The sequence below is a fragment of the Haloarchaeobius litoreus genome (genome assembly GCF_024495425.1).
Classification (GTDB): Archaea; Halobacteriota; Halobacteria; order Halobacteriales; family Natrialbaceae; genus Haloarchaeobius; species Haloarchaeobius litoreus.
In genome coordinates, this window is sequence record NZ_JANHJR010000001.1 from 852,291 (window position 1) to 872,377 (window position 20,087).

Below are 20,087 nucleotides of genomic sequence, written 5' to 3' on the forward strand. Positions count from 1 at the left end.
CCGAGCATCTCCTATGGACGCAATACGTTCGTGGTTGCGCAGACGACGCTCCAACGACGGCTCGGAGCGGGAGCTCCGGACCGACGGCGGTGTCACAGGGGCACCCGAGCGCGAGGAGGGGCTCATCGCACGCTACCGCCGGAGCGACGCCGTCAGGTCGGCCCCGTTCTGGCTGCCGGCGTTCCTGCTCGTCGGTCTGTTCGTCTACGGTGCGATCTTCTGGAACATCCTCATCTCGCTGACGGACTACTCCGGACTTGGCGACCCGCAGTACGGGAGCTTCGACCTCGAGAACTACGGTCGGCTGTTCTCCGAGACCGGCTCGTACTCGTTCACCAACGCGTTCGTGAACACGGTCATCCTGTTGATCGCGTTCACCCTCATCTGTCTGGCGTTCGGGCTGGTCGTCGCCATCCTGGTCGACCGTGACATCCGATACGAGAACACGTTCCGGACGATCTACCTCCTGCCGATGAGCCTCTCGTTCGTCGTGACGGCGAAGATGTGGCTCTGGATGTTCAGCTCCGACGGGGGGCTCGTCAACGTCCTCCTCGGCGTCGTCGGCATCGGCCCCATCGACTTCATCCGGAACCCCGACCCGAACGTCCAGCTCGCGGCGGTGACGTTCGCGCTCATCTGGCAGTTCAGCGGCTACGCCATGGTCGTCTACCTCGCCGGACTGCGCGCCATCCCCGACGAGCACTTCGAGGCCGCCCGCGTCGACGGCGCGAGTCTCGTCCGGATGTACTGGCGGGTCATCATCCCCCAGCTCCGGACCGCGACCGTGAGCGCCTCGGTCGTCCTGATGGTGTTCGCGCTGAAGGCGTTCGACTTCCTGCGCGCGCTGTACGGGAGTAGCACGCCGTCGGTCGGGACCGACATCCTCGCGACGAAGATGGTCCGCGTGGCGTTCGACAACAACCAGGTCGCGTACGGCTCGGCCATCGCGGTCGTGCTGTTCGTCATGGCGTTCTCCATCGTCACGCCGTACCTGTACAGCGAGTACCGGCGGGGGGCACTATGAGCGGGCCCGACCAGGGGTCGACGCTCAGCCGCGTCGGCCTCTACGTCGTGCTCGTCGGGCTGGTGCTGTTCTACCTCCTGCCGCTGGAGGCCGGCATCGTGACCTCGTTCAAGACGACCGGGGCGTACGGCTCGACGCAGCCGTTCCTCCCCGCGTTCGACGGGCTGACCCTGGAGAAGTGGACCGGCGCGTTCGACGAGCTGTCCGGTGGGCTGTTCAACAGCGTCATCATGGCGGTCCCGGCGACCGCGATGTCTGCGCTCATCGGCAGCATGGCGGCCTACGGGCTGACCAACGTCGACTGGCGCGGCCAGGTCGGCATCTACACCCTGTTCATCGCGGGCATCTTCGTCCCGTACCAGGCGGTGCTGGTGCCACTGAAGCGGTTCTGGTCGCAGTGGGTCCCGCTCGACGTCTGGCTCGAACCGCTCTGGCTCCTGCCCGGACTGACGAGCGACCACGGCGGCCTGTTCGCGCTGATGATCACCCACGTCGCCTACGGCATCCCCATCTGTACGCTGCTGTTCCGGTCGTACTACAAGGCCGTCTCCGACGAGATGGTCGAGGCGGCCCGGCTCGACGGGGCGAGCATCCGGCGCATCTACCGACGCATCATCCTGCCGCTGTCGGTGCCGATGTTCGCCGTCGCGCTCATCTACCAGTTCACGCAGATCTGGAACGACCTGCTGTTCGCGCTCATCCTCATCGGGGGATCGGGCGACGCGGCGGTCGTCACACAGGAACTGGTCGGTGTCGGGCAGGCCCAGGAGGCGACCGACTTCCCGCTGCAGATGGCGGCGGCGTTCGTCACCGCCCTGCCGACGCTGCTGGTGTACATCTTCTTCGGCGAACAGTTCGCGAAGGGAGTGACCGCATGACCATGAACGCTTACACATTCGGACGACGGAGGTACACGCATGGCTGAACTCGAACTCGACGGCATCACCAAGGTGTTCGTCGAGGACGACGGGAACGAGATCGTGGCCGTCGACGACGTCGACGTGACCGTCGCCGACGGCGAGTTCCTCGTCCTCGTCGGCCCCTCGGGCTGTGGCAAGTCGACGACGCTGCGGATGGTCGCCGGCCTCGAGTCCATCACCTCGGGCGAACTGCGCCTCGCAGGTGAGCGCATCAACGAGCGCAAACCCGCCGACCGGAACACCGCGATGGTGTTCCAGTCGTACGCGCTCTACCCGCACATGACCGTCAAGCAGAACATGAGCTTCGGGCTGGAGGAGTCGACCGACATGCCCGACGACGAGATCGCGAAGACGGTCACCGAGGCCGCGGAGATGATGGGTATCGGCGACCTGCTCGACCGCAAACCCGGCGAGCTCTCCGGTGGTCAGCAACAGCGCGTCGCCCTCGGCCGCGCCATCGTGCGCGACCCCGAGGTGTTCCTGATGGACGAGCCGCTGTCGAACCTCGACGCGAAGCTGCGCTCGAAGATGCGCACCGAGCTGCAGCGGCTCCAGGACGACCTCGGCGTGACGACCGTCTACGTCACGCACGACCAGACCGAGGCGATGACGATGGGCGACCGGATCGCCATCCTCGACGACGGCGAGCTCCAGCAGGTCGGTACCCCGCTGGAGTGCTACCACCGGCCCGCGAACCGGTTCGTCGCGGACTTCATTGGCGACCCGTCGATGAACTTCTTCGACGTCGAGGTCCAGGGCGACCGACTGCTCGCGGACGAGTTCGCCTACCCGGTGTCGAGCGAGACGCTCTCGGCGGTCGACGACCGCACCGAGCTGACCCTCGGTATCCGGCCGGAGGACATCGAGCTCCGGACCGAGGCGACCGGCGCGCACGACTTCGAGACCGTCGTGGACGTCGTCGAGCCGACCGGCGACGAGAACAACCTCTACCTGACGTTCGACCCGGACGCGGCCGAGCCCGAGACGTTCATCGCCACGACCGGTGGCATGAACCGCGTCGAGGCCGGCCAGCCCATGGTCGCGCACATCCCGGAGGACGCCATCCACCTGTTCGACGCGGCCACCGGCGAGGCGGTGAAGAACCGCTCGCTGGACGACACCGCGGCGATCGGTCGCACGGTCTGAACCTCAGTTCTCCCTTCGTTTTCGCCCGTGCAGTTCCAGGTCGAGCCTGTCGCGGAGCGTCCGCTGGAGCGACGAGGCCGTCGACGCGTCGATGTCGAACGCCGTCGGTGTCGCGCTGACGAGCGTGCTCGAACTGGCGGTGTCGACGACGAGCGACGCCAGCGAGAGTCGTCGCTGGAAGACGGACGCCTGCCGGATGACGGTCTGGAGCCGGTAGTACGGGACGACCTGCGTGCGCCGTCGCCAGAAGCCGGTGCGGACGACGACGGTGTGGTCGCCGACGTGGTAGCCACGGTTCGCCCACTTCAGGTGCGCCGCCGGGGGAACGAGGAGGAACAGGACCGCGGGCAGGTACCAGAGCGTGAAGCCGGCGATCACGGTCGAGGCGACGTAGGCGATGGCGAGGATGCCGACGACGACCAGTCCGAACCGGACGGCGTAGCGCCGACGGGCACGTTTCGGGGGCCGTTCGAAGTCGGGGTCGGTGAACTCGCCGAGCTCGCGTGCGAGCTCGACGACCCGTGACCGCTCGGCGACCGGAATGGCCGACTGGTTGCCCTGTTCGGCGCGTTGGGCCGCGTAGCCCGCCGTCTCCACGTCGAGGGCGGCGTAGCCGAGCAGCCGCATCGCCAGCGATTCGCGGAGCGTGACGGTCTGAATCTTGTCGGTCGGGATGGAGCCGGAGTAGCGCTGGACCAGCCCGCGTTCGTAGACGAGGTCGGTCCCGCTCCGGGCGAGCTGGAAGCCGTAGAAGCCCAGCGCGGAGAGCACGCCGCTGACGAGGTACGAGCTGACGAGCACCAGCGGGAGCGAAACGAGCCCGAGGACGAGCAGCTCGTCCGGGGTCGCCTCCAAGAGGTCCAGCGTCTCGGGGCCGCCGAACGGGTCGGCGGCCGCCAACATGAACTCGCCCGCCAGCTCGGGCAGGACGGGGATGCCGATGATGACCAGCACGATGGCCCCGGGACGGAACCGGGTGAGCGAGAGCACGGCGAGCTCGACGGGCGTGATGGCGAACAACGGCTCCAGCAGGTCCGACCCGCCGGTCCCAGTCGTCCGGTCCGTCGTGGGCGACTCCATGGGACCGCTCTCGGAGATCGGCCCTTCGTCCGTCTCCGTCGCCGCGGGCTCGGCCTCGGTGGCCCGCCGCGAGCTGTCCCGTCGTTCGCGGATCTCCCGCTGGAGCCGGTTCGCCTCCTCGAGCGAGACCACCGAGAGTTCGGCCTCCGTGCCGCCACCCCCTGCTGTCTCGATGCGGACGACGGCGACGCCGAGCACGCGGTGCCAGAGGCTCTGGGAGATGTCGACGTTCTGGATTCGCCGGAGCGGGATCTCCCGCTCGGTGCGCCCGACGACGCCCGCGGCGAAGTCGAACGTATCCGCGGTCAGTTCGTACTCGAAGCGGAGGTACGAGGCGACCCCGTAGCCGACTCCGAGCAGGCCGAACAACGGTGCAACCACGAACAGCAGGTCGATGACACTGCTGCCGAAGTCCATCCCGAGCAGCGCCTCGGCACCGCTCGACCCCACGAGCAGGAGGAAGAAGGGGATAGAGAGCGCGTTGACGCCGTACTGCAGCGCCCGGATGACCCCCGTGAGCGGGTGGAGCCGCCTCATACGGCGTCCTCCGGCTCGCTCTCGACCGCGAGCTCCCGGAGCTCGTTCCGCAGCCGCTTCGCCCGCTCCGGCGGGAGGCCGGGCACCGTCACGTCCGCGCCGCGCGAGCCAGCCGTGTAGATGACGACCGAGGAGAGCCCGAGCGCGCGGTCGACCGGCGAGCGCTGCGTGTCGACGTGCTGGACCCGGACGTACGGCACCGCCGTCTCGATGCGCGTGAGCACGCCACGTTCGAGGTACAGCGCGTCGTCCTGCAGTTCGAAGCGCCAGTCACGGTACAGCAGGACTGCGTGGACAGCGCCGAGCACGATTCCCAGAAGGCAGACGGCGAGCCCGGGCAGCAACGTCGAGACGCCGGCGTCGGCGAGTCGGTCCTCGAAGAGGACGGCTGGCACGGTGACGACGGCCGCCAGTACGACAGCCACGATGACGGCGCGCACCACCCACCTGATTCGAACTCTCGCGTGAAGGGCTTCCATAGCCGAAGCGTCGGCCCGGGAACACAAATAGCGGCGGGGTCGGTTTCCGGCCCTGCCGGTCAGCTCTCGGCTTCCTCGGGCGTGTACGTCTTCAGCTCCAGCGCGTGGATGTCCGTCGTCATGTGCTCGCCGAGCGCGTCGTAGACGAGCTCGTGCTGCTGGACCAGCGGCAGCCCCTCGAACGCGGGCGAGACGACCGTCGCCCGGAGGTGGTCGTCGTCGTGCTCGCCGCGGGCGCGCTCGACGGTTGCCTGGCAGTTCTCGATGCCCGATTCGATGAGTTCGGCGACCTCGTCGGTGTTCATGTCACACGGGTTGGTGCCGAGGGAGAAAAAGGGACAGCTTCCGGGTCAGGTCCAGCGGTCGAGGCCGGTCTGGGTGAGCGCGTCCTCGATGCGCTCGAACCCGCGGGCGACCTCGCTCTCGTCGACCTCCCACTCGTCGACGACGTACGCACGCGCGGCCTCGATGTCGGGGTCGAGGTCGGTGTCGAACGTGTACTCGTCGGTGACGTTCGGATTCCGGAACAGCTCGCGGACGAGGTCTGCGTTCTCGACGTAGACGTCCTCGTGCTCGAACACGCCCCAGAGGTCGCCGTGCTCTCGCACCTTCTTCAGGGCGGTCTTCGGGCCGTAGCCGTGGACTCCCTCGTTGAAGTCGGTGCCACAGAGGATGGCGACGTCGACGAGCTGTTCGAGCGAGATGTCGAGTTCCGCGAGCGTCTCGTCGAGAGACATGCGCTCCGGGTCGCCCTTGCTGGTGAGCTGGCGGAGCGTCGTGGGCGCACCGAACAGGAGCGCGTCGTAGTCCTCGGTGCCGACGTACTCGGCGTCGCCGCGTCTGGCGATGTGGGCGCACTGCGCCTCGCCCTCCGCGGGTGCCTCGACGACCGGGACGTCGAGCAGTTCGAGGAGCTCGCGGCTCGTCTCCTGGATGACCGGCGTTAGCCGCTGGGTCGCGGACTCCAGCCGGGCGACCTCGACGGCGTCGCCGGCCTCGCGGGCGTCCTCCAGCCGGGACTCGTACTTCTCGCGCTGTTCGCGACGTTCCTCTATCTCGTCGGCCTTGAGCTCGGAGGGACCGCCGTCGAACACCATCACGGGGTTGAGGTCGTGTTCGAGGAACTTCGGGAGTCCCTGGACGATACCGACGAGGTTCGCGACCTCGTCGCCGTCGGCGGTGGTGTACTTGCTGTCGCTCGTCCACCGCACGGTCGTCGTGAGGTAGCGGTAGAGCCAGTTGTGGGCGTCGACGGCGACGACGCCCGGGTCCAGCTCGGCGAACGGTACCGTCTCGATGTGCGCGAGGTCCCGGAGGTCTGCGTTACCCATCGGTCGCCCTACGGCCCGGGTGGCTTCAATCCTGGCGGTCCCGCTCTGGGTCCCGGGCAGACCGTCCGGGCCGGGCGTCGGTTTCCGCGGGCACCGACGGCGGATCGCGCTCGCGTTTCTCGGCGACGAACTCGCGCTCGTCGTCGGAGAGGTCCTCCCGCCCGGTGAAGACGTCGAACCCGGCGCGGTACCGATCCGGTGACCGGTCGCCGGGGCGTTCGAGCACGAGCTCCGCGATGCCGGTCTCCTCGCCGGTGAAGCCGAAACCCGCCCGGTACAGCGCCTCGTAGGAGTAGGGGTTGTTGACGGCGATGCGGACGCGCTCGTAGCCGCGTTCACGGGCCCGCTCGTACGTGAACCGGACGAGCCGGGGGCCGAGGCCCACGCCGCGGTGGTCGTCTCGGACCGTGACGTACCGGAGCCAGAGCGTGTCGGGGTCGGTGCGGTCCTCGTTGAACGCGACGGCAGCGAGGACGTGGTCGTCGAACTCGTCTCCGTCGCTCCCTCCGGCCCCGACGCTCTCGGTGTCGCTTTCGGTGTCGGCAGCCGTTTCGAGCAGGACCGCCTTCCCGGTCGAGGACATGACGAACTTCCCGGCGTAGCTGAACCGTCGGTAGTCGAGCCGGAGCGTCGGCCCGTCCTCCGGCCAGCCCAGGAGTACGGTTTCGGGGTCGCTCACGTCGAGCAAGACGGGTGGGTGACACAACGCTCTTTCGACGGGTCACGCCCGAACCTCACCACCGGCTGCGTTCAACGACGTGAAACTGTGAGAACAATACTCAACGGTGATGGTCTTTGGCAGGTTTTATCACAGAACCCACGCGTTGCCTTCGATGTATGAGACGTTTCCTTGCAATTATACTCGCGTTCGCGGTCGTCGCCGCCGGGGTGCCGGTGGCGTCGGGCGCAGGCGTATCGACAGGCGCGGACGCCGCGACGGCGTCCGGAGTCACCGCTCCCGCCACGGACGGGACGACGACTCCGACCGACAACGAGTCCGACAACTCGACGACGGTCACGCTCCTGACGTACAACGACATCCAGACGGCCATGGCACAGAACACGACCGTGCCGCGGATGATCCACCTCATCGACGAGCGCCGCGCGGCTCACGACAACCCGACGGTGGTCGTGGGTGGCGGCGACCAGGTGAGCCCGCACTCGCTGGCACCGGTGAGCCAGTGGCGGCTACCCGTCGAGGTGCTCAACGTCCTCCAGCCCGACGTGGAGGTCGTCGGCAACCACGACCTCGACTACGGCTTTGAGCCGGTGGCGAACTACTCCAACGCATCGGAGTTCCCGTGGGTCATGGCGAACATCGTGCAGGCCGACTCCGGCGAGCCCATCCCCGGCACCGAGCCGTACACCGTCGTCGAGCGCGACGGCGTGCGCGTCGGCGTCATCGGGCTCGCCGACGAGAAGATACTGGGCAAGACCGCCGTCGACTTCGACGAGCAGGGCTACGAGCTCCGCGACTACGCCGCGGTCGGCCAGCAGTACGCCACCCAGCTCCGCGAGGAGGAGAACGTCGACGTGGTCGTCGTCGCCGGGCACTTCGGCGTCCCCGTCGCACAGGACCTCGCGAACCGTACCGCGGGCATCGACGCCGTCGTCGTCGGCGACGACGAGGTCGAGTACCCGCCGCAGGAGACCAACGGCACCGTCATCGTGGAGGCCGAGGCCCGCGCCGAGCACGTCGGCGAGGTGAACCTCACCGTCTCCGACGGCGAGGTCACGAGCTGGAACGGCCGCCTCCTCTCGGTCACCGAGAACACGACGAAGAACGAGACCGCCGACCGCATCATCACCGAGACGCGGGGCGAGGCGCTCTCGCGGGTCGTCGGTGAGACGCGCACGGAACTCGACGCCCGGTTCGCGTCGAACTACCACGACGAGACCGCGCTCGGCAACCTCATCACCGATGCCTTCCGCTGGAAGGAGGGCTCCGACATCGCCATCACGAACGCCGGCGGTATCCGCTCGAACTCAGTGTACGGCCCCGGTGAGGTCACGGTAGGCGACGTGTACAACATGCTGCCGTTCGGCAACTCGCTCGTCACGGTCGAGCTGACCGGCGACGAGGTGACACAGTTGCTCGAGAGCCAGGTCGTGACGATGGAGAGCGAGACCGGCCAGCAGTACGGCGCGGAACCGCAGCTCCAGGTCTCCGGCATCACCTACGAGTACGTCCCCCACGAGGACGTCCCCGCCGACCAGCGTATCCAGGACGTCTGGGTCAACGGCGAGCCCATGCAGGACGACGAGACGTACACCGTGACGGTGAACTCCTACATGGCCGGCTGGGAGGGCTCGGTGCTGGAGAACGCGACCCGCGTCAGCGAGACGCAGGACCTCTACGGCACGGTCACGCTGGAGTACATCCAGGCCCACAGCCCCGTCTCGCCGACCGACGCGGACCGCATCCGCCGTGTGAACCACCTCGCGGGCCAGGATCCCGTCACGCTCGACGGTGAGGGCACGGTGACCGCGGAGTTCACCCTGCCGGAGAACGCGACCGACCTCCGGTCCTTCTACGCGACCGCGAACGCCTCGACGATGGTCGAGGCACAGACCGTCAGGGTCGGCGAGGAGACGGTGACGGTCACCTTCTCCGACTACGAGCTCCGGCAGCTCGCGAGCGACGACGCCGAGCTGCAGGTGTACGGCAGCTACAACAGCAGCAGCCTCGACACCGTCTACTTCGACAGTCTCCGGATGGCCGGCGACCTCGATGTGACGCTCGAATCGCCGGAGACGGCGACCCCGACCGCGACGGCCACGCCGACCGCTGCACCGACGACGGCGGAAGACACGACGGCCGCCGGGACGACGGCCGACGCGCCCGCAACGACCGAGGAAAGCGACGACGGCGGCTCCCCCGGCTTCGGGCCCGCCGTCGCACTGGTCGCGCTCGTCGCCGCCGCGCTGGTCGCGCTCCGCCGGCGCTAGCGGCGACTCGAACCGCGGTCGACGCACGAGACCGCTTCCGACGCACATTTTTCCGTGCCACGCTAACGCCCAGCCGTGACGCTCCCGGCCGCACTCGTGACGCTCCAGACCACCGTCCCGCTCGACCTGCTGGTCTCCGTGCTGCGCCGGGTCCTGTACATCCTCGTCTTCATCGGTATCGGCCTCACCCTCGCGAACCTCGCCGTCGAGTTCGGACTGGTGGAGTACGTCGCCGTCCTCTCCCGGCCGCTCACGGCACCCGCGAACCTGCCCGACGAGGTCGGGACCGCCATCCTCTCGACGGCCGCCTCGCCGACAGCCGGCTACGGCATGCTCGCCGAGTTCCGCGAGGAGGGCATCCTCGGCGACCGCGCGACACTCGTCGCCGTCACCATCAACACGTTCTTCGGCTTCGTCCAGCACATCTTCACGTTCTACGTCCCGGTGCTCATCCCCATCCTCGGCCTGCGCGTCGGGCTGCTGTATGTCGGCTCCCGGGCCGCCATCTCGCTCGCGATCACCCTGACCGGTATCGTCGCCGGCGCGGTCCTGCTCTCGCCGCCGAGCGACGCGTCCGAGGAACTACCCGACGGCGTTGCGAGCGACGGCGGTTCCGGAATCGGTGACGGCGGCGACGAGGACGGACCGCGCACCCGCCGCGAGACGGTCGTCGACGCACTGCTGAGCACCCGCGACAAACTCCGCGACATCGCCCCGCGACTCGTCCTCGTCTACACGTTCGTCGCCGTGCTCACCGCCAGCGTCGACATCTCGGCTTTCACCGTCGTCGCCGAGCCCGTCACCGGCCTGCTCGGCCTCCCCGGCGAGGCCGCCGCCGTCGTCGCCGTCTTCGCCATCGACACCACCAGCGGCGCGGCGTTCATCGCACCCATGCTCGGCGACCCGTTCACGCCGGAGACTGCCGTCGCCACGATGCTCGTCGGCGGCATCGTCTCGTTCGCGTTCTCGACGTTCAAGCGCTCCATCCCCTTCCAGTTCGGCATCTGGGGACCGGAGTTCGGCACGAAGGTCGTGGTCGTCAACACCGTCCTGAAGGTGGTGTTCATCGCTGCGACGCTGGCCGTGCTGCTGGTTCCCTGAGACGGCCTGCGCCTCCCGGAGATGGCAACTATTTTATTTCAAAGCTGACACGTCACACGTGTGCCCTCCCTCGACCTCAAGCTCGGTCTCGCCGCCGGCTCGTACGTCGGCCTCCTCGTCGCGTTCGCCACCGGCCTGCTCGTCGACGCCAGCGTCTTCGACCCCACCGTCCAGGCCACCGGTCTCCTCGCCTGTCTGCTCGTCGGGGGCGTGTTCGCGTACCGCCCCACCCTCGCCGCGCCAGTCGTCGAGCGTCACGTCCTCTCCGCCGTGCTCGCACTCCACGTCGCCGGCATCCTCGCGCTGCTCGCGGTCGCCGGGACCGACGAGGCGACCGGAGCCCATCCGCTGGTGTTCCCGTTCATCGTCAGCGCCGCCGTCGGCCTCGTCGCGTTCGTCCTCCTCCGCGACCGCCACGTCGAGACCGTCTTCGGTGGCGAAGTCGCCAGCGTCAGCTGGTACGGCGGGCCGCACGACCGGACGGTACGACGGATGCGGATCGTGGCCATCCTCGCCGGCGTGACGGTGGTCGGCGCTCCGCTCGTCGGCTTCGCCGTCATCCCGCACAGGGCCAGCTGGATCGAGTCGACACGTGCCTGGGCGCTCCTCGCCGAAGTCGGGCCGACCATCATCGGCGGCGTGCTCGGGGCGTCCATCGGGACCTTCCTCGTGACGGACCGCGACAGGCGGTTCACCGTCTACGACGGCGGTATCGTGGTCCAGACCGGCCGTTCCGGTCTCCGGTCGCGCCTTCCGTGGTGGTACATCCGCGGCTACGAGCTGACCGCCCGCGAACTCGTCGTCCACACCTGGTTCCCGCTCCAGGCCTACCGATTCGACCGGGCACACTTCGAACAGCCCGACCGGGTGGCCGACATCCTCGCCGAGTACGTGCCCGAGAGCGAGGCCACGTGGCTCTGAGTCAGGCCGCCAGCGCCACTCGCTCGATTTGGGTGCAGCAACGCGCCGGCCGGAATCGGGTCCTCCCTGATCCAGATTGCTCTCCGGGAGCTCTCCGAGTTCGGTCGAGAAATGCGCCGGCCGGGATTTGAACCCGGGCCATGAGCTTGGAAGGCTCAGGTCCTACCACTAGACCACCGGCGCTCACTGCGGTCGCTCGCCCCGAGCGCCACGTCGCTACGCTCCGTGGCACACCGGCGCTCGCTACACTTCTTCGTTGTCGCGCCGCATAATAAGACTCCTTCGGAAGCCGACGCCGCACCGGCCGCGAACCGCGGCGGTACGGAGTCGTTCGAAAGCGGTGATGAAGACCATCACCGATGACGCCCGTGCGAGCCGTGCGCGAGGGCCCACAGGGCACGCGAATCCCACACCAACGGGTGTGCGCATTGCGAAGTTCCACGTGACGACTTAAGGTCTTTTCTGTTCAGTGACGACGGCGTAGCAGTTCCCCGAGGAGACGCGTGCGGAGCGAACCGCGAGGTCGCTGGCGTCGAGGTCGGTGTCGAACTCGTCGGGGCTGTAGACGTGGTAGAACCGCGGGACGGTCTCCCCGCCGGGGAGCGTCCAGTCGACCGTCGTGTCGAACCCCTCGTCGTGATCTCGCGGGTCGCTCCGCTCCCCGCTCGAACTGTCCGAGGAGACGCCGCTCCGCTCCGGCTCCTCCCCGTCGAATCTGTCGTGGGCGGTGCTCCACGCGGAGACGAGTGCGGTGCCGTCCGGCGAGAGCACGCGAGCGAGTTCGTCGAGGCTCCGACGGCGGGCTTCGCGAGTGGGGAGGTGGTGCAGGGTGGCGACGTACACGGCGAGGTCGACGCTGTCGGTCGCGAGCGGGAGGGTGGCGGCGTCCGCCTGCACGAGATCCACGGCGAAGCCGCGCTCGCGGGCGCGTTCCCGGGCGGTCGAGAGCAGCCCCGCGGACAGGTCGAGCCCGAGGACACGTCCACACCTGTCCGCGAGCAGCTCCGCGTGACGACCGTTGCCGCAGCCGAGGTCCAGTCCCACGGTCCCCTCGCGGCCGTCGAGGAAGGACTCGACCTCGGGCCAGGCGTACTCGCGGGTCTCGGCGAAGTGGTCCGCGATGCGGTCGTACGTCGACCGCGTGTGCTCAGGCGACCGGTCCATGGCGGGAGCGTCGTCCCACAGCGGGTTAGCGGTTCCGTTCGCTCACGGCCCCGGGATGAGGACGATGAAGCAGGCGTAGGCGAGGGCGACGAGGATCGCGGCGTGTTTCGCGCCGGTGCGGACGTCTCCCGACGAGAGCTGGCCGGCGACGAAGCCGGAGAGCAACCCCTGGATGACGGTGGTGTGGAAGAAGACCAGGGTGTACTCGGCCTTGTCGATGCCGCCGGTCGCGCCGACCCCGCCGACTGCGGGAACCCCGGAGGCACCTGACTGTCCCGCGCCGGTGCCGTTGATGACGGTACTGGGGCCGCTGTCCGGCAGGTTGGGGATGAGCACGGTCGAGAGAACGACGATGATGAACAGGAAGACGAAGAAGGCGATGTAGACGACAGCCATGTAGGTGAGCATCTCCTGCCTGCGGGCCCGCTTGAGCCGGCGGTCGGCCTTGGCCTGTCCCGCCGCGATGCGCAGCACGCTCGCGAGGTCGCCGCTCGCGTTCATCGCCTGCGTGGTCAGCGTGACGACCCGCGAGATGATGGAGGTCCGCAGGCGCGACTCGAACCGCCGGAGCGCGGTCTCGACGTCCGCCCCCCAGCGGATGTCCGCCCAGACGCGCTCCAGCTCCATGTCCAGCGCACCGAGCTCGCTCCGGCGGACTCGCTCGATGGACTCGACGACCGTCATCCCGGCCTCGTTGACGCTCGCGAGGCGGTCGAGCAGGTCCGGCACCGCGGACTCGATGGCCTCCGCACGGCGCCGGTGGACCTCGAACGCGATGGCGAACGTCCCGACGACGAACAGGAGCGTCTGGATGAGCACGTCGTCGAACGAGCGCACGTCCAACCCACCCGCCGTGAGACTCGCCGGGAGTCGGAGCGCGACGATGCACAGCGCGATGGGGATCGTCACCCAGAGCACGGTCAACGGCCGTTCGATGACCGTCCGGACCGGGTTCCCGAGCTTCGACCGGAGCCAGCGGAACCGCCGGTAGGCCGAGAGCCGGTTGCGGTTCGCGACCTCGCGGTCGTCGCCGGCGTCGGCCTGCTCGTAGCCTCCGTCGGTCTCTGCGCCCGTGTTCCGGGCACCATCGGCGAGGCGGACTCCGGCGAGCCCGTCCACCGGTGCGTCGACGTCCTCGTACCCTCGCCCCGCCGACAGCGTGTCGGTCACCGAGAGCAGGTAGATGAGGAAGGCCAGGTTCGACGCCGGAAGGATGACGTAGACGAACACGCGGAGCGGTTCGAGCGTGTTGCCGACCGCGATGCCGATGACGACGAGGATGGTGATGAGAAAGAGGGGGCCGGCGACGAGCACCGTCACGTACGCCTCGGCGAGCGTCGCGAGCAGGTCGAGCAGCTTCTCCTGCTGGGACTCGGCCTCCTCCTGGAAGTCGCGGTACTGCTGTTCGAGGAACGACGAGAGCGAGCGCCCGGACTGGAGCACGCTCGCGAGGTTCTCGGAGAACTCCTTGAACTGCGAGCTCGGCGACCGACGGGCCATCGTCTGGATGGCCGTGATCATGTCCTGTCCGAACATGTCCATGTTCCGGACCGCGACGCGCACCTCGTTCGCCGACTCGCCGTAGATGCCGTCGTTCTCGGCGAGGATTCGCAGGACCTTCGGGAACTCCATGCCCGAACGCGACAGGGCGTAGATGAACGCGATGGTCCGCGGGAGCGACGCCTCGATGCGGCGCTCGCGCTCGTCGGCGACGTACTGCGGGTACCACCAGCGCAGCCAGTAGGTCGCCCCGGCGAAGGCGACGCCCAGGGTCAGGCTCGTCACGAGCATCAGTCCGAACAGCTCGAGGACGGACAGCGACGGCAGGCCGACGAAGTCGGTGAGGAAGTGCAGTTCGGGGGGGAACGTCTGACGGATGGTCTCGGCGTCGACGGCGAGCAGGACGAGGCCGAACCAGATGACGTACATCCCCATGATGGTGCCGGCGACGGCGAGCACCGCGCTGTACAGCATCGTCTTCGCCGAGTAGGTCCGGTACGTCGTCGCCATGTGCGCCGCACGGAGCTGCTTCTTCCGGATCGCCTTGTTCCGACCCTTGCTGCTGGCGTAGGTCCCGAAGATGAGCAGGGCGAACCGAGAGACGACGCGGTCCGCGTGGATGCTCACGGGGGCGAGCAGCACCGGCAGTACGATGAAGATCGCGAGTACCAGCGGCACCCAGGTCGCCCAGGACATATCAGTCCGTCTCGGCCTCGGCCATCCCGATCGGCTGGTCGACCGCCTCGATGCGCTTCAGTGCAGCCTCGGAGTCGGCGTAGTACTCGTTGATCAGCGCCGTGAACCGGCGGTAGTCGTCGATCCCCCGGTCGCGGAGGTACTCGAGGAACCGGCGGCGGTTGCGCAGCTCCTGCAGGAGCTGCTGCTGGCTCCAGGCCCGTTCGTCGCGTATCTCGTCGAGCACCTGCGAGCCGGAGGAGCCGAACGTGTCGTCGTCGGCGTTCCAGGTGAACGCGGTGGAGTAGTCGAGTTCGCCGGTCCGCTGGTCGATGCCCTCTATCTCGGCGATGGTCTTGTTCCGGCGGACGCGCTCGTTGTCGAACCGGGTGAGCGTCTGGACACAGAGGATGTCGAGGCTCTGGACCATCGACCGGGGGACGTTGATGGGCTCGTTCTCGAGGCGGTTGATGACGGTTCGGACGGAGTCGGCGTGCATCGTCGAGTACGTCGTGTGGCCGGTGTTCATCGCCTGGAACAGCGTGATGGCCTCCTCCCCACGCACCTCGCCGACGATGATGTACTCGGGGCGGTGGCGCAGTGCCGAGCGCAGCAGGTCGTACATCGTCACGTCGGTCCCCTCGTGGAGCCGTTCGCGCGTGACCGAGGAGAGCCAGTTGTCGTGGTACAGCGTCAGTTCGCGGGTGTCCTCGATGGTCAGCACCTTCGAGCGCGGGGGGATGAACATCGAGATGGCGTTCATGCTCGTCGTCTTCCCGGACGCCGTCCCGCCGGCGAAGATGAGCGACTTGTTGCTCTCGATGGCGAGCCAGAGGTACGCCATCTGGTCGACGTTGAACGTGCCGTACTCGATGAGGTCGATGGGCGTGAACGGCTCCTCTGCGTACTTCCGGATGGTGAAGGCCGAGCCACGCGGTGTCACCTCCTCGCCCAGTGCCAGTTCGGCACGCGAGCCGTCCGGCAGCGTCGTCTCGACCATCGGGTCGCCGATGGAGATGTGCCGCCCCGAGTGCTGGGCGAGGCGGACGACGAAGTTATCGAGCTCCTCCTGGGGGAATCGGACGTTCGTCTCGATGTCCGTGTGTTCGTCGTGGTAGACGAACAGCGGCAGGTCGTAGCCGTCACACGAGATGTCCTCGACGTGCGGGTCGTGCATGACGGGGTCGAGCTTGCCGTACCCACGGAACGCCCGCCAGAGGTAGTAGAACAGCTTGTGGTAGGTGCCCATGTCCACGTCGGCCCCGTACCGTTCGAGGTGGTCCAGCAGTGCGTCATCGAGCACCTCGTCCGGGTCGCCCTCCTCCACGTCCCGCTGGTAGACCAGGGGGTCGCGGACGTCCTCGAACAGCGTCTCGAGCAGCGCGTGCTCGTACTCGTCGAGTTCGGGCTCGACGACGTGATAGCGGTACTCGTTGGCCTGCTGGTCGTGGTTGATGCTGACGAAGGCGTACGGGGCGTTCACCCAGTAGCTGTCGATCTCCTCCCAGCCGTCGAGCCCGTCGAACGTGACGAGCTCGCCGTGTTCGTGCGGGTAGTAGGGCTCGCGAGAGATGGTCGTCCCGCGCAGCATCTGGAGGGTGTGCTTGATACGGTCGACGAGCGAGTCGCTTCGCCCGGAGGCGACCGCGCCGGGCGTGATGGTGCCGTCGCTCTCGTCGCTCGAGATGGTGTTCGGTGCCTGGTGGCCTGGGTCTGTCATCGTGTGCGGTCGCCTCCCCTGCGATGCCGTTCGACGAACGGAAAGACGGGTCTGGAACTCGATTGGGAGTACCGAGACTTAAATGAGGTGGCCAATCCTCGAACGAGCGCGGTCCGCCGGCGGGCTCAGGTCCGGTCCGCGAACAGGTCGAGGAGGCCGAACGCGTAGAAGAACACGAGACCGAGCAGCCCGATGGGGGCGTAGAACCCCCAGCCGAGGATGTCTGCCGGCTGGTGCAGGTGCAACTGGACCGCCGCGCCGGTGAAGGCGACGGCGAGGACGAGCATCGACGCGCCGAGGACGTAGACGCCACGCCCGGGCAGCCGCTCGACGGTCTCGTGTTCGAAGTACATCAGGATGCTCACGACGATGGCGACGACCAGCACGACCGCGGCGAGAGCCCAGACGAGGTACGCCGTCGCCTGTGCTGGGAACTGTCCGGCGTTGAGCGTGTAGTACTCCCAGGGCGTCCGGACGGTCGTCCCGTCGACGAGCCCCGTTCCGAAGACGTACTGGATGCCGAAGAACGGAAACCGGAGGACGACGAGTTCCGCCCCCTCCGCGCTGGACGCACGGACCACGGACCAGGGCAGGAAGACGGAAAGCCACGTCGTGAGCACGGCGAACTCCTCGACGTACTCCGAATTGATCCACACCATACCCACGAAGCCACACCGGTGCACGTAAAAGCTGTCGGTGCCCGGTCGCTCCGTTCGTGTCGGTCACGGAACAGCTGAAACCGGGCGGAGCCGGCCATCGTCTCGCCTGCGCCGGGCGTTACGTTCATACCGCGTGAAACCGAAGATAGCGACGTGGAATGAGGCGTGACTACTTCACTTTGCAGGTCAGCAACGTCGACTGGGTCGACGAGGACGGCAGCCCCGAGAAGCCCACGGTGACTATCTCGTTCGAGGGGCCGGTCGCGACACTGAGAGAGCGCCTCACCGGACCGGACGACGAGCCGCTCGACGCCGCCGAGACGGACGTGGCGTTCCGGCTCCAGACCGCGGTCGACGACGACGACGCCCAGGGGGTCGTCAGCGTCACGAACCGGGTCACCGGTGACTTCGTGCTCGAACTGAACGAATCGGCAGAGAACGTCCTGAAGTTCATCCGGGCGGCGAGACGCTACGGCGAGCACGCGGGCGACGAGGGCGAGTACGGCGTCCACATCCTGCTCGACGGGGACGAGTTCGTCAGCTACGACAAGAGCACCTTCCTGGTCTACAACGCCGACGGGAACCTCCTCCGGAACCAGAGTCTCATCCCGAGCGGCGTCGAGCTCTAGAACTCGGCCCACTCGCTCGGGCTGTCGACGACGCCGACGACGCGACACTCCCGCGAGTCGACACCCTGTCTGGTCTCGACGGCACCGTCGAACAGCTGTCTGAGCGTGTTCATCGTCTGCTGGTCGTGGCTGTCGTCGAGCGTCGCGATTCCGAGTCCGTCGACGCCGCTGAGACGGCCGGTGAGGATGTGCGTGAACCGGAAGACGGTCTTGACGTCCGCCTCCAGCAGCAGGTTCGAGAGCGAGTGCAACCCGAGCCGGGTCGCGGTCGCCTGCTCGTCGGCGCGCCCGAGGAACTCCGAGGCGGCCATCCCCATGCTGCTGAAGTCCGACGGTGACGCGACGTACTCGGTGTCCGGGTCGTGAGGCGTCGGCTCGCCCCGGCGTTCCGAGACGCAGTCCACGACCGAGAGTCCGGGCTCGTCGGTCGTTGTCCGGTCGGCGACCGCCGCTCTGATGTCGTCGGCCCCACGACTCGTCGAGACGACGACGCCGTGTTGTCCCCGCTCGACACCTGTCGCGAGCAGTTCACAGAGCAGTTCGTACTTCCCGACGCCCTGCGGGCCGGTCAGCAGGAGGGTGGTCCCGGGCCGGAGCTCGTCGACCGGCAGGTGGTCGCTCACGTCGTACACGTTTTCACCCCACCACGTACCCGGGCTGCGGACACGAGGGCATCGTACGTGATGCCGTCGCTTAAACCCCGGGCCCGGTGTCCGACGTGCGTATGCCACAAACTAAGTGGGCCTCGGGGCAACCCCCCGGTATGACACTGTTCGGGACGGCGGGGATACGAGGACCGGTCGCGGAGCGCGTCACACCGGAGCTGGCGATGGCGGTCGGGCGGGCCGCCGGCCACGACGGCGACCTGTTCGTCGTCGGCCGCGATGGACGAGACACCGGCCCTGCGCTGGCGGCCGCGATGGAGGCCGGACTGGAGAGTGCGGGCGCGAGCGTGGTCCGGGTCGGGCAGCTGCCGACGCCGGCGCTCGCGTTCGCCTCGCAGGGGCGGCGTGGTGTGATGCTGACCGCCAGCCACAACCCGCCCGAGGACAACGGTATCAAGCTGTTCGACGACGGGGTCGAGTACGCTCGCGACGCCGAGGAGCGAATCGAGGCTCGCGTCGACGGCGAGAACGACACCGTCCCGTGGGACGAGTGGGGCGACGGCCACACCGCCGCGGTCCTCGACGACTACTGCGACGCGGTGGTGGCGTACGCCCGAGGGACAGGTGACGGGGACGCACCGGAGGAGCCCCTCGCCGGCCAGCGCATCGCGGTCGACTGCGGCAACGGGATGGGCAGCCTCGCGACGCCCCAGGTCCTCCGGGCACTGGGTGCCGAGGTCGTCGCGGTCAACGCCAACGTCGATGGCCGGTTCCCGGGTCGACCGTCGAAGCCGACGCCGGAGACGCTGACGGAGTTCCTGACGCTGCTCGCCGACGGCTCGTTCGACATCGGTATCGCCCACGACGGCGACGCGGACCGCATCGTCGTCGCGACCGGGGATGGCGAGGTCGTCCACGAGGACACGGTGCTCGCGATGCTCGCCGGCCACTACACCGAGCTGAGCGACGCTGGCGACCCGGTCGTCGTGACGACGCCGAACGCCTCCGCCCGCATCGACGAACGTGTCGAGGCAGCCGGAGGGCGCGTCGAGCGGGTTCGCCTCGGCGCACTACACGAAGGCATCGCACGCGAGCGCGAGGCGGGCGGCGCGGACACGACGGTCGTGTTCGCCGCCGAGCCGTGGAAGCACATCCACACCGCGTTCGGCGGCTGGATCGACGGGGTGACGAGCGCGGCCGTCGTGTCGACGCTCGTCGCCGACGCGGGCGGACTGGCCGCGCTACGGGAGCCCATCGCCGAGCGACCGTATCGGAAGGTGAGCGTGGACTGTCCGGACGTCGCGAAGGCGGGCGCCATGGAACGCCTCGGCACCAGCCTGCCCGAGGCGTTCCCCGAGGGCGACGTGGACACCGACTACGGCGTCCGCATCGACCTCCCGGACGGCTCCTGGGTGCTGGTCCGGCCGAGCGGCACGGAGCCCTACGTCCGGCTGTACGCCGAGAGCGACGACGTGGACGCACTGGTCGACGAGGCCACCGATGTCGTGGAGAGGGCGGTCGCCGCCGAGAGCTGACCGAGAGCTACCAACGGGAAACCAGCTTTTATTCTTACGAGTCCGGAGACAAATTTATATAATCGGCGTTTTGCCTATCGAGACGGCCCTTACTGGCCGTCTCGCATTCCAA

The 20,087-nt window shown here is 68.1% G+C and carries 18 protein-coding genes and 1 tRNA gene; 8 read left to right on the forward strand and 11 right to left on the reverse strand.

Features of this window, described 5'->3' with window-relative positions:
* Positions 1 to 13: 13 nt before the first annotated feature.
* The 3 genes from NOW55_RS04215 to NOW55_RS04225 are packed head-to-tail and all read left to right on the forward strand — an operon-like array spanning position 14 to position 3,090.
* A complete protein-coding gene (locus NOW55_RS04215; RefSeq protein WP_256398828.1) occupies positions 14 to 1,024 on the forward strand; it encodes a carbohydrate ABC transporter permease in 1,011 nt (336 codons plus the stop codon).
* Positions 1,021 to 1,902: a carbohydrate ABC transporter permease gene (locus NOW55_RS04220; RefSeq protein ID WP_256398829.1), complete on the forward strand. Its 882-nt coding sequence runs from the start codon at positions 1,021 to 1,023 to the stop codon at positions 1,900 to 1,902. The genes NOW55_RS04215 and NOW55_RS04220 overlap by 4 nt, the downstream gene beginning before the upstream one ends.
* Before the next feature lie 39 nt (positions 1,903 to 1,941).
* Positions 1,942 to 3,090 carry an ABC transporter ATP-binding protein gene (locus NOW55_RS04225; RefSeq protein ID WP_256398830.1) on the forward strand — a complete coding sequence of 383 codons (1,149 nt, stop codon included), beginning with the start codon at positions 1,942 to 1,944 and terminating at the stop codon, positions 3,088 to 3,090.
* A 3-nt stretch (positions 3,091 to 3,093) separates the two neighbouring features.
* Here the strand turns inward: NOW55_RS04225 and NOW55_RS04230 are convergent, their stop codons facing one another.
* From NOW55_RS04230 to NOW55_RS04250, 5 genes are read right to left on the reverse strand one after another with little or no spacing between them, the layout of a single operon-like run.
* Complete coding sequence (locus NOW55_RS04230) at positions 3,094 to 4,707, reverse strand: PH domain-containing protein (protein WP_256398831.1); 1,614 nt, start codon at positions 4,705 to 4,707, stop codon at positions 3,094 to 3,096.
* Complete coding sequence (locus NOW55_RS04235) at positions 4,704 to 5,186, reverse strand: PH domain-containing protein (RefSeq protein WP_256398832.1); 483 nt, start codon at positions 5,184 to 5,186, stop codon at positions 4,704 to 4,706. Before NOW55_RS04235 ends, NOW55_RS04230 begins: the two co-directional genes overlap by 4 nt.
* 59 nt (positions 5,187 to 5,245) lie before the next feature.
* Positions 5,246 to 5,491, reverse strand: a complete 246-nt coding sequence (locus NOW55_RS04240) for a BolA family protein (protein WP_256398833.1) — start codon at positions 5,489 to 5,491, stop codon at positions 5,246 to 5,248.
* Positions 5,492 to 5,536: 45 nt separating this feature from the next.
* Positions 5,537 to 6,517, reverse strand: a complete 981-nt coding sequence (gene fen, locus NOW55_RS04245; protein ID WP_256398834.1) for a flap endonuclease-1 — start codon at positions 6,515 to 6,517, stop codon at positions 5,537 to 5,539.
* A gap of 25 nt (positions 6,518 to 6,542) precedes the next feature.
* Positions 6,543 to 7,196: a GNAT family N-acetyltransferase gene (locus NOW55_RS04250; RefSeq protein WP_256398835.1), complete on the reverse strand. Its 654-nt coding sequence runs from the start codon at positions 7,194 to 7,196 to the stop codon at positions 6,543 to 6,545.
* Between the two features lie 158 nt (positions 7,197 to 7,354).
* Between NOW55_RS04250 and NOW55_RS04255 the strand changes: the two genes are divergently transcribed.
* The 3 genes from NOW55_RS04255 (at position 7,355) to NOW55_RS04265 (ending at position 11,488) form a co-directional block, all read left to right on the forward strand.
* Positions 7,355 to 9,466: a bifunctional metallophosphatase/5'-nucleotidase gene (locus tag NOW55_RS04255; protein WP_256398836.1), complete on the forward strand. Its 2,112-nt coding sequence runs from the start codon at positions 7,355 to 7,357 to the stop codon at positions 9,464 to 9,466.
* Between the two features lie 75 nt (positions 9,467 to 9,541).
* Positions 9,542 to 10,567, forward strand: coding sequence for a nucleoside recognition protein (locus NOW55_RS04260; protein WP_368407687.1), 1,026 nt, complete (start codon positions 9,542 to 9,544; stop codon positions 10,565 to 10,567).
* Between the two features lie 60 nt (positions 10,568 to 10,627).
* Entirely contained in the window at positions 10,628 to 11,488 is an 861-nt protein-coding gene (locus NOW55_RS04265; protein ID WP_256398837.1) for a hypothetical protein, read from the forward strand.
* A gap of 112 nt (positions 11,489 to 11,600) precedes the next feature.
* Here NOW55_RS04265 and NOW55_RS04270 read toward each other — a convergent pair.
* The 5 genes from NOW55_RS04270 to NOW55_RS04290 all read right to left on the reverse strand — a co-directional run bounded on the left by NOW55_RS04270 (position 11,601) and on the right by NOW55_RS04290 (position 17,206).
* Positions 11,601 to 11,671 (reverse strand) — tRNA-Gly (locus tag NOW55_RS04270).
* Between the two features lie 267 nt (positions 11,672 to 11,938).
* Positions 11,939 to 12,652, reverse strand: a complete 714-nt coding sequence (locus NOW55_RS04275) for a class I SAM-dependent methyltransferase (RefSeq protein ID WP_256398838.1) — start codon at positions 12,650 to 12,652, stop codon at positions 11,939 to 11,941.
* 42 nt (positions 12,653 to 12,694) lie between these two features.
* Entirely contained in the window at positions 12,695 to 14,848 is a 2,154-nt protein-coding gene (locus NOW55_RS04280; RefSeq protein WP_256398839.1) for a type II secretion system F family protein, read from the reverse strand.
* Between the two features lies 1 nt (position 14,849).
* Entirely contained in the window at positions 14,850 to 16,547 is a 1,698-nt protein-coding gene (locus tag NOW55_RS04285; RefSeq protein ID WP_256398840.1) for a type II/IV secretion system ATPase subunit, read from the reverse strand.
* Between the two features lie 125 nt (positions 16,548 to 16,672).
* Positions 16,673 to 17,206 carry a DUF7549 family protein gene (locus NOW55_RS04290; protein WP_256398841.1) on the reverse strand — a complete coding sequence of 178 codons (534 nt, stop codon included), beginning with the start codon at positions 17,204 to 17,206 and terminating at the stop codon, positions 16,673 to 16,675.
* Between the two features lie 158 nt (positions 17,207 to 17,364).
* On the opposite strand from NOW55_RS04290, the gene NOW55_RS04295 reads away from it, so the two are divergent.
* On the forward strand, positions 17,365 to 17,835 hold the full coding sequence (locus NOW55_RS04295; protein ID WP_256398842.1) for a DUF5793 family protein: 471 nt from the start codon (positions 17,365 to 17,367) through the stop codon (positions 17,833 to 17,835).
* Here the strand turns inward: NOW55_RS04295 and NOW55_RS04300 are convergent.
* Positions 17,832 to 18,467 (reverse strand): RAD55 family ATPase, encoded by a 636-nt coding sequence (locus NOW55_RS04300; protein ID WP_256398843.1) that lies wholly within the window; start codon positions 18,465 to 18,467, stop codon positions 17,832 to 17,834. The two genes, NOW55_RS04295 and NOW55_RS04300, sit on opposite strands and share 4 nt — an antisense overlap.
* A gap of 131 nt (positions 18,468 to 18,598) precedes the next feature.
* Between NOW55_RS04300 and NOW55_RS04305 the strand changes: the two genes are divergently transcribed.
* Positions 18,599 to 19,975, forward strand: a complete 1,377-nt coding sequence (locus NOW55_RS04305) for a phosphohexomutase domain-containing protein (RefSeq protein WP_256398844.1) — start codon at positions 18,599 to 18,601, stop codon at positions 19,973 to 19,975.
* The last annotated feature ends 112 nt before the right edge of the window (positions 19,976 to 20,087 follow it).

Bases quoted from the DNA above. Each gene is read 5' to 3' on its own strand.
- NOW55_RS04215 (WP_256398828.1), top strand. From the start codon at position 14: ATGGACGCAATACGTTCGTGGTTGCGCAGACGACGCTCCAACGACGGC.
- NOW55_RS04220 (WP_256398829.1), top strand. From the start codon at position 1,021: ATGAGCGGGCCCGACCAGGGGTCGACGCTCAGCCGCGTCGGCCTCTAC.
- NOW55_RS04225 (WP_256398830.1), top strand. From the start codon at position 1,942: ATGGCTGAACTCGAACTCGACGGCATCACCAAGGTGTTCGTCGAGGAC.
- NOW55_RS04230 (WP_256398831.1), bottom strand. From the start codon at position 4,707: ATGAGGCGGCTCCACCCGCTCACGGGGGTCATCCGGGCGCTGCAGTAC.
- NOW55_RS04235 (WP_256398832.1), bottom strand. From the start codon at position 5,186: ATGGAAGCCCTTCACGCGAGAGTTCGAATCAGGTGGGTGGTGCGCGCC.
- NOW55_RS04240 (WP_256398833.1), bottom strand. From the start codon at position 5,491: ATGAACACCGACGAGGTCGCCGAACTCATCGAATCGGGCATCGAGAAC.
- fen (WP_256398834.1), bottom strand. From the start codon at position 6,517: ATGGGTAACGCAGACCTCCGGGACCTCGCGCACATCGAGACGGTACCG.
- NOW55_RS04255 (WP_256398836.1), top strand. From the start codon at position 7,355: ATGAGACGTTTCCTTGCAATTATACTCGCGTTCGCGGTCGTCGCCGCC.
- NOW55_RS04275 (WP_256398838.1), bottom strand. From the start codon at position 12,652: ATGGACCGGTCGCCTGAGCACACGCGGTCGACGTACGACCGCATCGCG.
- NOW55_RS04280 (WP_256398839.1), bottom strand. From the start codon at position 14,848: ATGTCCTGGGCGACCTGGGTGCCGCTGGTACTCGCGATCTTCATCGTA.
- NOW55_RS04285 (WP_256398840.1), bottom strand. From the start codon at position 16,547: ATGACAGACCCAGGCCACCAGGCACCGAACACCATCTCGAGCGACGAG.
- NOW55_RS04290 (WP_256398841.1), bottom strand. From the start codon at position 17,206: ATGGTGTGGATCAATTCGGAGTACGTCGAGGAGTTCGCCGTGCTCACG.
- NOW55_RS04295 (WP_256398842.1), top strand. From the start codon at position 17,365: ATGAGGCGTGACTACTTCACTTTGCAGGTCAGCAACGTCGACTGGGTC.
- NOW55_RS04305 (WP_256398844.1), top strand. From the start codon at position 18,599: ATGACACTGTTCGGGACGGCGGGGATACGAGGACCGGTCGCGGAGCGC.